Source organism: Bacillus sp. ISL-4 (assembly GCF_018613275.1).
Classification (GTDB): Bacteria; Bacillota; Bacilli; order Bacillales; family DSM-1321; genus Peribacillus; species Peribacillus simplex_E.
The window spans coordinates 220,821-234,485 of record NZ_JAGGQN010000010.1 but is presented as its reverse complement, the minus strand read 5'-3'; the positions used below and the strand labels follow the sequence as shown (position 1 = coordinate 234,485).

The 13,665-nt window shown below is 40.6% G+C and carries 12 protein-coding genes; 11 read left to right on the top strand and 1 reads right to left on the bottom strand.

The annotated features are described in order from the left end of the window. The first annotated feature begins 15 nt into the window (after positions 1-15). From J7J00_RS07475 to J7J00_RS07425, 11 genes are all read left to right on the top strand, one after another. Positions 16-1,176: a D-alanyl-D-alanine carboxypeptidase family protein gene (locus J7J00_RS07475; RefSeq protein WP_214789534.1), complete on the top strand. Its 1,161-nt coding sequence runs from the start codon at positions 16-18 to the stop codon at positions 1,174-1,176. Beyond that, positions 1,169-1,762 (top strand): nucleoside recognition domain-containing protein, encoded by a 594-nt coding sequence (locus J7J00_RS07470; RefSeq protein WP_076365572.1) that lies wholly within the window; start codon positions 1,169-1,171, stop codon positions 1,760-1,762. The genes J7J00_RS07475 and J7J00_RS07470 overlap by 8 nt, the downstream gene beginning before the upstream one ends. 1 nt (position 1,763) lies before the next feature. After that, a complete protein-coding gene (locus J7J00_RS07465) occupies positions 1,764-2,303 on the top strand; it encodes a spore maturation protein (protein ID WP_214789532.1) in 540 nt (179 codons plus the stop codon). Positions 2,304-2,618: 315 nt separating this feature from the next. Beyond that, positions 2,619-3,359, top strand: a complete 741-nt coding sequence (rluB, locus tag J7J00_RS07460; RefSeq protein WP_053535625.1) for a 23S rRNA pseudouridine(2605) synthase RluB — start codon at positions 2,619-2,621, stop codon at positions 3,357-3,359. 208 nt (positions 3,360-3,567) lie between these two features. Next, complete coding sequence (gene resA, locus J7J00_RS07455; RefSeq protein WP_098370814.1) at positions 3,568-4,098, top strand: thiol-disulfide oxidoreductase ResA; 531 nt, start codon at positions 3,568-3,570, stop codon at positions 4,096-4,098. A gap of 18 nt (positions 4,099-4,116) precedes the next feature. Next, the gene (gene resB / locus J7J00_RS07450; RefSeq protein WP_214789530.1) at positions 4,117-5,766 is read left to right on the top strand and encodes a cytochrome c biogenesis protein ResB; all 1,650 of its coding nucleotides are present in this window, start codon (positions 4,117-4,119) and stop codon (positions 5,764-5,766) included. Then, positions 5,759-6,937: a c-type cytochrome biogenesis protein CcsB gene (gene ccsB / locus J7J00_RS07445; RefSeq protein WP_214789528.1), complete on the top strand. Its 1,179-nt coding sequence runs from the start codon at positions 5,759-5,761 to the stop codon at positions 6,935-6,937. Before resB ends, ccsB begins: the two co-directional genes overlap by 8 nt. A 296-nt stretch (positions 6,938-7,233) precedes the next feature. Further along, positions 7,234-7,950 carry a response regulator gene (locus J7J00_RS07440; protein ID WP_098370811.1) on the top strand — a complete coding sequence of 239 codons (717 nt, stop codon included), beginning with the start codon at positions 7,234-7,236 and terminating at the stop codon, positions 7,948-7,950. Beyond that, positions 7,947-9,740: an ATP-binding protein gene (locus J7J00_RS07435; protein WP_214789941.1), complete on the top strand. Its 1,794-nt coding sequence runs from the start codon at positions 7,947-7,949 to the stop codon at positions 9,738-9,740. Before J7J00_RS07440 ends, J7J00_RS07435 begins: the two co-directional genes overlap by 4 nt. A gap of 213 nt (positions 9,741-9,953) precedes the next feature. Continuing rightward, positions 9,954-10,514: an RNA polymerase sigma factor SigX gene (sigX, locus tag J7J00_RS07430; RefSeq protein ID WP_214789940.1), complete on the top strand. Its 561-nt coding sequence runs from the start codon at positions 9,954-9,956 to the stop codon at positions 10,512-10,514. Next, positions 10,480-11,703, top strand: coding sequence for a hypothetical protein (locus J7J00_RS07425; protein ID WP_214789526.1), 1,224 nt, complete (start codon positions 10,480-10,482; stop codon positions 11,701-11,703). Before sigX ends, J7J00_RS07425 begins: the two co-directional genes overlap by 35 nt. A 90-nt stretch (positions 11,704-11,793) precedes the next feature. Here J7J00_RS07425 and serA read toward each other — a convergent pair whose 3' ends face one another. Further along, a complete protein-coding gene (gene serA, locus J7J00_RS07420; RefSeq protein WP_214789525.1) occupies positions 11,794-13,368 on the bottom strand; it encodes a phosphoglycerate dehydrogenase in 1,575 nt (524 codons plus the stop codon). Positions 13,369-13,665: the final 297 nt, after the last annotated feature.

Here is a 13,665-nt window from a genome sequence, read left to right as displayed (position 1 = left end):
GACGAGGGGGCACTCATGCGTTTTCCATATAAAGGGTTATCAAGTTTGTGTATCGTCATTCTCCTGCTGTCTTTTATGGCACCCGTGCAAAGCGCCAATGCAAATGTATCCGTAAGTGCCCATAGTGCGATTTTAATGGATGAGGATAGCGGAAGGGTCATATATGAAGTGAATGCTCATGAAAAGAACCGCATAGCAAGCATTACGAAAATAATGACGGCTATCTTGGCTATTGAATCGGGACTAATGGATGAAAAAGTGAAGGTGAGCAGCAATGCCTTCGGGACGGAGGGCTCGTCACTTTATTTAAAAGAAGGAGAAAGAATTAAGCTCGAAGATTTGGTTTATGGCCTGATGCTTCGTTCGGGTAATGATGCAGCAGTCGCAATCAGCGAAAAGGTTGGTGGAAGCCTGGATGGATTCGTGTGGATGATGAATCAAAAGGCGGAAGAAATCGGAATGAAGAATACCCATTTTTCAAATCCACATGGTTTGGATAATACGAAGAACCATTATTCAACCGCATATGATATGGCCATACTCACTCGTTATGCCATGCAAAATGAAACGTATGCAAAGATTGCCGGCACAAAGGAACACAGGGCACCTAATTCCACAGAACAATGGGATTATGTATGGAAGAACAAAAACCGCCTACTTACACAATTGTATGAGTATTGCACAGGGGGGAAAACAGGGTATACCAAACTAGCAAAACGTACCTTGGTCACGACCGCAACAAAAAACGGGCATGATCTGATTGCTGTGACATTGAATGGTCCGGATGATTGGAATGATCATATTCAAATGTACGAATCCGCATTTAAGGATTATAAGCCAACAGAAATTTTACCTGAAGGCATGGTAAAGAATATGGAAAATAAAATATATAAAGAGCATGTCTACATTAAAAATGATTTTTCGTACCCACTGACAAAAGAAGAGAGAAAGTTGGTCAATGTGAAAATGAAATTGTTGAAACCACAGAGGGCTTGGAAGGATAAAAGAAAAATCCCGGCAGTGGTCGGCAGAGCATCCATCTATCTCGATGGAAAGAAAATAGGTAGTCGTTCGATTTTTTATGGGGAATCAAAAGAAAGCTTCAAGCAACAATCATTCCAATCTTCATGGGCTGAGGTATTTGAAGCGGTATTGGGAATCGGACGCAATGGTTAATTACATTTGGGTCGGGATGTTTGTGATCGGTATTGTCTTTGGCATGATTAATGGGACGATGGATCAGGTGAATGAAGCTCTATTTGTCAGTGCAAAGGAAGCGGTCACCCTTTGCCTGGGACTGATGAGCATACTTGTCTTTTGGCTGGGTTTGATGAAAATAGCGGAGGAATCGGGGCTGTTAGATAAACTATCCAATTTGTTCAAGCCGTTCATGAGATGGCTATTCCCTGAAGTGCCTCCTAATCATCCCGCTATGGGGTATATACTTTCCAATATGATGGCAAACACATTCGGATTGGGGAATGCAGCTACACCTCTTGGTATAAAAGCCATGGAACAGCTAAAGAAACTAAATGGGGGAAAAGCAACGGTCAGCCGCTCGATGGTCACTTTTTTAGCCATCAATACCTCAAGCGTAACGTTGATTCCAACTACAGTCATTGCTATCCGCATGAATTACGATGCCCACTCCCCGACGGACATCGTTTTTCCGACCATAATAGCAACGGCCATTTCTGCAGTTGGAGGAATCGCGATAGATCGATATTTTTATTACAAGAGAAAGAGGAGCGGGAGGGAATAGGATGTTGCACTGGATGACCACCATTTCAATTTGGATGATACCGATTTTGATCCTCTGTATATTACTGTACGGCACATTGAAAAGAGTTCCCACCTATGAGACCTTCGTTGAGGGGGGGAAAGAAGGAATCAGCATGTCTTTTTCCCTCATCCCTTTCCTGGTAGGGATGCTAGTGGCGATTTCAGTATTTAGGGCATCAGGAGCCTTGGATTTTATTGTACAATCAATTCACCCCTTGCTTTCCCTTCTTCATTTTCCATCTGAGGTTTTACCCCTTGCGATTATTAGACCAATATCCGGAACAGCCGCTTTAGGAATAACCAGCGACCTGATATCTGTTTATGGACCGGATTCCTTTACTGGGCGCTTGGCTGCCACGATTCAGGGAAGTACAGATACCACCTTCTATGTATTGACCGTTTATTTTGGAGCTGTCGGGATCAAAAAAATGGGTGACGCCCTAAAGGTCGGTCTTTTGGCAGACTTGATCGGTATCATAGCTGCCGTTATCGTCGTCACATTGGTTTTCGGTATGAATTAAAGACTAGGGAAATGGGCGATTCCATTTCTTTTTTTTTGTCTTTTTTCTTAAACAATCGGCTATGTTAAGCTCTCCATTTTCAAACGGAATCGAACTTTCATCCAAAAGAAACATTTTTTTGTATGGAAAAATAAGCTATGTTACACTCATTATGGAAACCAACCCATTTAACCGTCCCATTATTGGTGTAATAATAAAAGAAAAGCTCTTATTCGCGAAAAACCTTTTGTTTTTGCCTCTCAATATGTAATAATTGTATGATTGTGTATGTATAGACAATAACAAACGAATGATTATACTATGGGGTGAAGATAGATGGAACGATTACAAAAGGTGATAGCACATGCTGGACTGGCTTCCCGCCGTAAAGCAGAAGAGTTGATTTTAGAAGGTAAGGTAAAAGTGAACGGCAAAGTGGTGAAGGAATTAGGTGTGAAAGTTGGGCCTAATGATAAGGTTGAGGTTAATGAAGTCCCGCTAGAAAAAGAAGCCCCAGTTTATTTCCTATTCTATAAACCGCGCGGCGTCATTTCGGCAGTTTCTGATGATAAGAATAGAAAAGTCGTAACTGACTATTTCCCTTACATCAATGAACGGATTTATCCAGTTGGCCGCTTGGATTACGATACTTCGGGCTTATTGATTTTAACCAATGACGGGGAATTTGCAAACACGTTAATGCATCCGAAGCATGAAGTGGATAAAGTGTATGTGGCAAAAGTGAAAGGGATGCCTTTGCGTGAAAGCTTGAAAAAGTTGGATAAAGGTATCAAGTTGGAGGATGGCAAGACTGCGCCAGCCAAGACAAGGGTATTGTCTACCGACAAGAAAAAGGAAACGGCGATAGTTGAAATTACAATACATGAAGGCAGGAACAGGCAAGTCCGCCGGATGTTCGAAGCAATTGGCCATCCCGTCATTAAATTGAAGAGGGAACAATATGGTTTCTTGACCTTGGACGGTTTAACAGCAGGAGATTCCCGGGAGCTGACTCCACATGAAGTTAAATTAATGCGGACTTTAGCAACGACCGAACCTAAACAGCGGAGAATGTAAGAAAGAATTTTTCCTGTATTAATAGGTTGAAACCACTACCCCATTCTTCCCCTGGAAGAATGGGTGGTGGAAAACAACCTGTAAATACCTTTTCCTTCATGAATCAGGAAAGAATGTCACAAAACCTTCAGAAATGTAAATAAAAAGGACATGGCGTTAAATGGTATAATGGTATGGTTAAATTTAGTGTGGCCTTAGGAGGATCTCTATGGATAAAAAGAAGCGACGCCTAATTAGCAGAACCATCATTCTCCTGCTTTTAGGTGCAGCTTTAGTGTTTGCCCTTTATACGAACTTCACTAAAGATAAGAATGAAAGTCTGAGAAAAGGATCAGATGCACCCAATTTCGTCTTGACTGATATGGAAGGCAAAGAGCATAAACTTTCCGATTACAAGGGAAAAGGCGTCTTCCTGAACTTTTGGGGTACATATTGCAAGCCGTGTGAATACGAAATGCCTTATATGGAAAATCAATATAAAAACTTTAAAGACCATGGTGTAGAGATATTGGCGGTTAATGTCGGGGAATCTGACTATGCTGTCAATAATTTCATTACAAAGCATGATCTGACCTTTCCTGTCATGATCGATAAAGGTAGGGAAGTGGAAAATGCTTATCGCGTGGATATATTGCCTGTCACCTTTTTGGTCGATAAAGAGGGGAAAGTGATAGATATCATCACCGGAGCTTTGACAGAAGAGAGCATCCAAAAGCATATGGAGAGAATTAAACCATAATATTGGGGAGTTTTTGACATGAAAGAAGTAAAATGCGATTGTGGTCATATAAATCCGTTTGGCACAAAGATTTGTGGTAAATGCGGGATGGTGCTTGGTAACGAAAAAGAAAACAAGCTTATTGATATGAGATATGAGGGAAGTGCCAGGCGTTCACAAACCTATAAAAAAACGATCATCGATAAAATATGGAACTTCTTTTCTTCCGTTAAGGTAGGGGTGACGCTCATTGTCATTGCCTTGATCGCTTCAGCTATCGGGACGATTTTACCTCAGGAAATGTACATACCTTCAACAGCTACGCCTGCTGAGCATTATGAACTGGAATACGGCTGGTTCGGAAGAGTGTATTATGAACTCGGGTTTCATAACTTATATAGTTCATGGTGGTATTTGATTATCATAGGCATGCTGGGCATATCACTATTGATTGCCAGTATCGATCGGTTCTTTCCATTATATCGATCGTTAAAAAAACAAGGGGTCACACGTCATGACGGTTTCATGAAACGTCAGCGGATTTATGGGGCGACAAAGCTTGAAGACCAAGATATAAACCTTGAAGAAGTAAAGGCTAGACTAAAAAGGCAGCGTTATCATATACGGGAGGAAAACGGTCATATACTTGCCGAAAAGGGTCGTTTTTCACGTTGGGGACCCTATGTTAATCATATTGGACTTATCATTTTCTTAATTGGAGCATTATTGCGTTCTGTCCCTGGGATGTATATCGACAAAGTACTTTGGCTGCGTGAAGGCGAGAAAAAAGAAATCCCGGGTACAAATGGTGAATATTACCTCCAGAATAATGAATTTACCTTAGAGGTGTATGACAAAGAGAATGAAGAAGATGCCCAGTACAGTGCTGCAATCGATAAAACCGGTACGATCGCAAAAACTTATCAATCCGATGTTACGTTGTATGAGCGCAAGGGAGAAACCTTACCAGGGGAAAAAGTGGAACTTGAAAAGCTTAAAGATTATAAAATCAAAGTCAATGAACCTCTGAAACATGATCATTATGCCCTCTACCAAGTAGACTATAAACTGGATGAGCTCAGTACGATGGCTTTTAATTTGATAAATAAAAAAACCGAAGAGAAATATGGAAGCTTAAAGGTTGATTTGAACAATCCACAAAAGAAATACGAGTTGAAAGAAGGATATTCCGTTGACTTGATCAGTTACTTCCCCGATTTCGAGTTCGATGAAAAAGGTGAACCTAGAACGATATCGAAGATTCCGAATAATCCAGCATTTATCTTTAAAATGCATACTCCGGATAAGCCAAAAGGTGAGGTCAGTTTCGTAGCGATTAAGGAGACTGTGGAGCCTCTAGGGGAAAACACTTATAAAATGGCTTTTAATGGTGTGGAAACCCAAGATGTCACGGCTTTGACCGTCAGGAAGGATTTAACGCTTTGGATCCTATTCACGGGTGGAATCATTTTCATGATCGGCGTTGTCCAAGGGTCTTATTGGAATCACCGGCGTATATGGATTAAGAGGAAAGATGATGAGATATTAATGGCCGGCCATACAAACAAAAACTGGCACGGTATTAAAAGAGATATAAAACAAGCGATAGAATCAACATCACTTTCCGAACCAATGGATCAACTTGAAGATGAGAAATCTTCTAGTAAGGGGGAAGTTTTAAATGGCTGAATTAAGCAGTAACTTTTTATATGCAGCTTTCTTATTATATCTTGTCGCAACCTTTTTATTTGGGGGATCGATCAAGGATAAACGCGGAGCGGAGGAAAAGAAACAAAACAAATGGGCTAAACTGGGCATTTTCATCACCATTCTCGGTTTCGCGGCGCAAATTGGGTATTTCATCACTAGATGGATTGCTGCCGGGCATGCCCCGGTAAGTAACCTGTTTGAATTTACGACCTTTTTCGGAATGATGCTGGTCGGTGCTTTCATATTAATATATTACCTTTATAAAACACCTGCCCTTGGGCTATTCGCTTTACCGATTGCGTTATTGATAATTGCATATGCAAGTATGTTCCCTACAGAAATTTCGCCACTCATTCCTGCTTTGCAAAGTGATTGGCTTCATATTCATGTAACGACTGCAGCGGCAGGACAATCTATCCTTGCCATAAGTTTCGTTACTGCCATCATTTATTTAATCAAATCCGTCGATCAGACACAATCAAGCAAAAGAACGTTCTGGCTTGAAGGCATCATGTTCACATTAGTCTGCACCATCGGATTCGTCATCATCACTTCTTCTTTTGCTGCGATGGATTATAAGGCGAATTTTGATTGGATCGATAAACACGGAGCCGACGTCAAACAGGAATTCAACTTACCGGCATTGGTTGGTCCCAATGAAGGGAAACTTATCGAGACGGATCGATTTGAACCACTGGTGGACATGCCTGCACTGATCAATGCCAAGAAACTGAATACTGTACTTTGGTCATTCGGTATGGGGCTCGTCTTGTATGGTTTAATAAGGTTGATTGCTCGCAAAAGAGTGGCAGCATTGATTAAACCGATCGTTAAAAATGTGAATTTGAATTTATTGGATGAGATTAGTTATCGTTCGGTCCTTATCGGTTTTCCGATTTTTACACTCGGTGCCCTCATTTTTGCAATGATCTGGGCTCAAGTGGCCTGGACACGATTCTGGGGCTGGGATCCGAAAGAGGTCTGGGCACTGGTTACTTGGTTGTTTTATGCAGCTTTCTTGCATCTGCGCATGTCAAAGGGATGGCAAGGGGAAAAATCAGCTTGGCTTGCCGTCATCGGTTTTGCCATCATTATGTTTAACTTGATATTCGTCAATCTTGTTATTGCTGGTTTGCATTCATATGCTTGATTCTGTATTGTAATATTTAGATGAAGGGGGTCTTTTGAAAGAAACGTCGATGAGTTGGCTTATCGATTTTTCTGGAGAATGATCCTTTTTTCCGTCACTCCCTTTAATAAGGATATTTCGGTGAAATAGCATTCATGAACTTTTAGTGAGCGGTCGAATTCTTTTTTTTGTGACAAAATGGTGAAAGGTTCATGGAAGCCATGCAAAATTGGCTCTTTATCGTACTTTGTGCGGAAAAAGTATTAGTCATGGAAGTTTTCATTTTGTAGAATATATGATAGGAGGCTGATTACATAATGTATAATGCTATAAAAATTCTCGTGGTGGATGATGAGGAAAGAATCCGCCGGCTGCTAAAGATGTATTTGGAAAGAGAAGAATACATAATCGATGAAGCTGAAAATGGAGATATGGCTTTAACAAAAGCCCTTGAAAATGATTATGATTTAATTTTATTGGATATTATGATGCCTGGTAAAGATGGAATCGAAGTTTGCCGTGAATTAAGGGAAAAGAAAACGACACCGATTATCATGCTGACTGCTAAAGGGGAAGAAGTGAACCGCGTTCAAGGGTTCGAAGTGGGTACAGATGATTATATCGTAAAGCCGTTCAGTCCCCGGGAAGTCGTGTTAAGGGTTAAAGCTTTATTACGTCGCTCTTCAAGCACTAGCTACATGCAGACGGAAACGACGGCAAAAGATGTGATCGTCTTCTCGCATTTAACCATTGATAATGATGCCCACCGAGTACTTGCTGATAACAAAGAGGTTTCATTAACACCAAAAGAATATGAATTATTATATTTCTTGGCGAAATCCCCAGATAAGGTTTTCGACCGAGAGCAATTGTTAAAAGAAGTGTGGCACTATGAATTCTTTGGGGATCTTCGAACTGTTGACACGCATGTTAAACGCTTACGTGAAAAATTAAACCGTATATCCGAAAACGCAGCCAAGATGATTGTCACTGTTTGGGGTGTAGGTTACAAGTTCGAAGTCATTAATGACTGATGCTATGGGGCAGTGTTGTAGGGAAGCTATGGGCAACGATCCTATTGCTCGTGTCGTTTGTATTAATTGTTTTAACCGTTCTGCTGGTCGAATTCTTTGAGAATTTCCAGATTGAAAATATTGAAAATGATTTAACTAAAACTGCTGAACAAATCATTAAGGTAACCAATGAACATCAGGGATCCAGCAATGAGGTTTTACAAATAGCTTCGGAATTAATCGGCAACGAAACGAAAATGATCATTCTTAATGATGACAAAATGATATTCTCATCAATCGGAGGAGATAATGAGTACGAAATCACGCCGGAACTCATTAAAAATGATTCCGAATTGATCAAGGTTTTTACGGAAAGAAAGACTGTAAAAAAGGAAATGGCGCTATCCGATGATGCAGACAATGAGGAATTGTCCGCAATCGTAGTAGGCATTCCACTTGAATTGAATGGGGAACAGGATGAAGTTTTCTTATTTCAATCGTTGGAATCGATGGAAGAAACCACAAAATCGACTACACAGTTCATATTATTGGCAGCAGGCATCGCCATTATTTTGACAACGATTTTTGCTTTCTTTTTATCTACAAGAATCAATGCCCCATTGGTGAAGATGAGGGAAGCCGCACTAGCGATTGCCCGGGGGAAATTTGATACAAAGGTCCCAATCCTGACTCAAGATGAGATCGGTGAGCTTGCCATAGCGTTTAACCAGATGAGAAAACAGCTGAAATTCAATATGAATGCACTTAGTCAGGAAAAGGAACATCTCTCAAGCATTCTTAGCAGTATGGCAGATGGGGTCATTACCTTCAATAAAGATGGCACAATTCTTGAAACGAATCCGCCAGCAGAAAGGTTTCTGCAATCCTGGTACTTTGAAAAGGGCTATAACCGGGAAGATAATGTCAATGTCCCATTGGTTTTGATGAATCTTTTTGATGAATCAGAGTCCTTCGATAAGGAGCAAGTCGGTGAAATTACTTTGCAGGGCCGTGATTGGGGATTCATTGTCAGTCCGCTATATACAAATGCCGACAATATTCGGGGAGCGGTGGCCATCATACGGGATATGAGTGATGAAAGACGTATGGACAAACTTAGGACTGATTTCATAGCGAATGTCTCCCATGAGTTAAGAACGCCGATTTCAATGTTGCAAGGATATAGTGAAGCGATTGTAGATGACATTGCGAGCAGTGAAGAGGAAAAGGTGGAAATGGCCCGCATCATCTATGATGAGTCTTTGAGAATGGGCCGTTTAGTCAATGATCTCCTCGATCTAGCTAAATTGGAATCGGGTAAAATGAACCTTAGCTATGAATGCGTACCTATTTCTCCTTATTTAAAGAGGATTACAAGTAAGTTTTCCGGGCTGGCTAAAGAAAAGGGAATCACAATATCAACCAGTATGCAAGACGATCAAATTCAATGGCATTTTGACCCGGACCGCATTGAACAGGTTTTGACCAATTTAATTGATAATGCGATTCGTCATACTCCTCCGGGCGGTAACATTGATGTCATTCAGAGGACAAGTGATCGAAGGGGTCTGATCATTGATGTGAGGGACTCTGGATCTGGAATTCCCGAAGAAGATTTGCCTTTTGTATTCGAGAGGTTTTATAAGGCGGATAAAGCAAGGACCCGCGGCCGTTCGGGCACCGGTTTGGGTTTGGCAATCGTAAAAAATATAATCAATGCCCATGATGGCTTCATTTCGGTAAACAGTTTACCTAATAAAGGAACGACTTTCAGTTTTATTCTGCCTCGAATTATGGAAAATGCTGAATGACGGGTAGCTTGCCAAAAAATCTTGATTCATAAGGAACTGAGAGGACAAAGGCAATTGGATTTCTTTCCAACTTGTCTTTGTTTTTTTTCGGAAACAAAATAAGAAGTCCCTGATATGTGGAAATTAACGGAATTTTATAATAAGATTAAAGCCGAAGTATGTAACTTTTGTTTAGGATTGACGACTATATTTATGAACGGATGTGGGGAAATGATGGATTCCGTTTTCCACGATCTTTATGAAAAATATCATCAGGAAATATATCAATTCATTTTTTATATGACTAAAAATCGAGAAACGGCTGAGGACCTTGTTCAGGAAGTCTATATCCGGGTGATGAAGGCTTATGAACGCTTCGAAGGTAAAAGCAGTGAAAAAACGTGGATGTACTCGATTGCAAGAAATGTGACGATTGATTACTTTCGGAAACAAAAAGGGTGGAAAGATAAAATCTTTCCTAACTTTGATTGGGATAGGCAATTAATAAAAGATAAAGAGCCCATTCCGGAAGAAGTGGCTATCATGAAAGATGAAATCCAAGATATTTATCAATGCTTAAACCGGTGTACCACGAATCAAAGATCGGTCATCATTTTACGATATATTCAGGGATTGTCCATTACCGAAACTGCTGAAGTATTGAATTGGAGTGAAAGTAAGGTAAAAACGACCCAGCACCGTGCTTTGAAGGCTATTAAAAAGTTGATGGAAGATTTATCAGGAAAGGAGGGCCACCGCATTGAGAAGATCCCGTTGGAAAGAAAGCGAAATTGAAGACCTGCTGCGCGAGCTTCCGAAATTAAGAGATGACAGAACCAAGGCAGAGATGTTTTCGAGAATACATGATAAGAAGAAAAAGAAACACTGGATACCTCTATTTGCGGGTGTTGCCTCCTTATTCTTAATGGTTGTTTTGGCATCATCTTTAATTATTGAAAAAAAAGGAACGACAAGTCAAGAGGACAGCGGCAGTAGTGGGAAATTATCTCTATCTGAAAATAAGGAAATGGCAGATCTTGAACGGCAGGATGCAAGTAACAAAGAAGATCATTCAGCAGATAAACAGGATAATCAAAAGTTTTCGAGTAAGCAAGCGGAAATCGAATCTAAAGACAAGGTTTCAGAAATGGAACCCCGAAAAGGGGAAAAGGAAAAAACATTTGCACGAGCAATCTATCAAGATGACCTTAAAAATGCATCGATCATTACGATGGGTGTCCCAGATGATCAAATGAATTTCATCGTTCCCATTTCAATTAAACTCAAACATTATGACGAAAGTGATAAACTGAATCAGTTAGTTTATCAAATGTCCGATATGGATGAAGAGCAATATGGGCTATCTGACTATTTTCCACTTGATATAAAGATCAGCCAAGGAAACGATATGACCACTGCTCATATTGATTTTCAAGAAAAAAGCCGACTATTGGATGAAGATACACTTTTTCTCCATTCGATGGAGGAAACGCTTTCCTATAACAATATAGAGAAAATGACATTTTCTACAGATGGTAAGCAAGGTGCCATGTTTGCGCACGCGGGATATTTAAAGGAGGTGGACATACCTCATCAAAAAAATCGCACATACTTTCTTTACCAAAGGGATCAGTCCTCCCCAAGGTTCCTTGTTCCAAGCAATATGGGTTATCAGGACTTTGAGGAGGCGCTGCAAGCTGGAAAAGGGGAGGCGGACATCGAGGGAATTTCACCTGCAATCCCGCATGGCCTGAAATGGGAAAGGGTAAGCTCTAATGGAGATCTTGTGATCATTCAATTATCAGATCAAGCTGCCATTGAAAATAATAAGGAATCCCTTCAAGCTTTAGAAGCCATACTCTTCATTGCCAAGGATTTTGGTTTTGAAAAAGTGAAGTTTGAAAATGCTCCTATTGAAGAGGTAGGCCAGTTGAATTTAACTGAAGACATAGTGGTGCCCAAAGCACCGAACCAAGTGAATTGATGGTGCGTTAAAAACACCCTGTCTATGGTTGGCAAAAGCCCCTTGCAATCACAGAAAAAGTGCCCGCGCTGGACGGGCACTTTTTTCTTCTTATAATGATATACGGGCCATAAATGTAATTTCTTCTGTTTCCATTAAAAATTGTTTCATGTTGTCTTCTAATGGTAAATCAAAGCTCAAAACCATGATGGCTTCCCCGCCAGCTTCTTTTCGGCCAACCTGCATGGTGGCGATATTCACTCCGTGATCACCTAGGACCTTACCTACGTTACCGATTACACCAGGTTTATCGGTATGCTGGATATAAAGTAAATTCGATTCTGGTTGAAAGTCGATTTTGAAACCATTCAAACTTACAATTCGAGAACCGTAATTTTCGATATAGGTTCCACTGATTGTTAATTCACGGTGGTCACCTTTTACTTTAAGGCTGATCAAATTTGAGTAACCTAAAGAGTCCGTAGAGATTTTTTCACCAACCGTTATGCCACGCTCTTTTGCGATCAACAAGGCATTCACTTCATTGACTGATGCATCAACTCTTGATCTGAAAAAGCCAGAGATTAGACTTTTTGTAAGAATCGCTGTATCGAAATCCAATGATTCTCCTGCATACGTAACGGAGATTTCCTGAATTCCTTCATTCATGCACTGAGAAGCAATGGATCCCATTTGCTGAACAAGTTGATAGAAAGGCTGTACCTTTTCAAACACTTCTTTAGATATGGCTGGAAGGTTGATTGAACTTGAGACCGGGTTTCCTTCAAAATAGGTCAATACTTCTTGGGCAACCTGTACGGCAACATTTAATTGGGCTTCTTTCGTGGAAGCACCAAGATGCGGTGTAGCAATGACGCTATCCAGTTCAAGCAGTTTATGGCCAAGTGGAGGTTCTTCGACGAAAACGTCCAGTGCCGCCCCTGCAACATGTCCTTCGACTAACATTTCATATAAATCATCTTCGTCTAGAATTCCACCACGGGCGCAGTTTAGTACATATACCCCTTTTTTACAGGTAAGCAGTTTTTCTTTATTGATTAATCCTCTAGTATCATTCGTTAGTGGTGTATGAACAGTAATGATGTCTGCTTTAGGAAGCAATTCATCTAACGGCAGGGCCGTTACGGACATTTTCTTTGCACGATCGACAGTCAGGAACGGATCATAGACAATGACATCCATGCCAAACACTTTAGCACGTTTTGCAATTTCCCCTCCGATACGTCCAAAGCCAACTATACCTAATGTTTTACCACGAAGTTCAGTTCCCGTGTATGAAGAACGTTTCCACTCCCCATTCTTCAGTGAAGCATAAGCTTGCGGGATGTGGCGCATTAATGAAGCCATCATCGCAAATGTATGTTCAGCTGTTGAAATGGTATTGCCGTCAGGTGCATTAACCACGACAATCCCGCGTTTTGTCGCAGCGGGGATGTCTATGTTATCAACACCGACACCAGCGCGTGCTATAATTTTTAACTTCGGCATACGGTTCATTAAATCTTCCGAAACCTTCGTTGCACTTCTCACAAGAATTGCATCGATCCGATCAAGTTCGTTTGCAGCTTCCTCTACGGTTTTCTGAATGAGATGAATATTGGATGCCTCTGATAGCGGTCCGAGTCCTTCTGGTTTAATGGCGTCTGCTACTAAAATCCGATACACGTCTAAACACCTTCCTAGGGAAAAGAATTATCTTAAATTTCAGTTAATTTTACAATTGAAATGCTGATTATGTCAATTTGGCTTATTTGGATGTAAGCGCTTAATAGCATGATTATCATCTGATTATTTGTTTAATATCGTGATATAAATGGCTTCGTCTCCGTTTGCATCGTATAAAAAAATTTTCGTTATTTGTTTTAAACCATTCACTGGACGATCGATAAATCATCCTAAATGCATCTACTGAGAAAAAATGCTATCAAAAAAAAGGAATTTCAGATATAATGGGAAGTATAA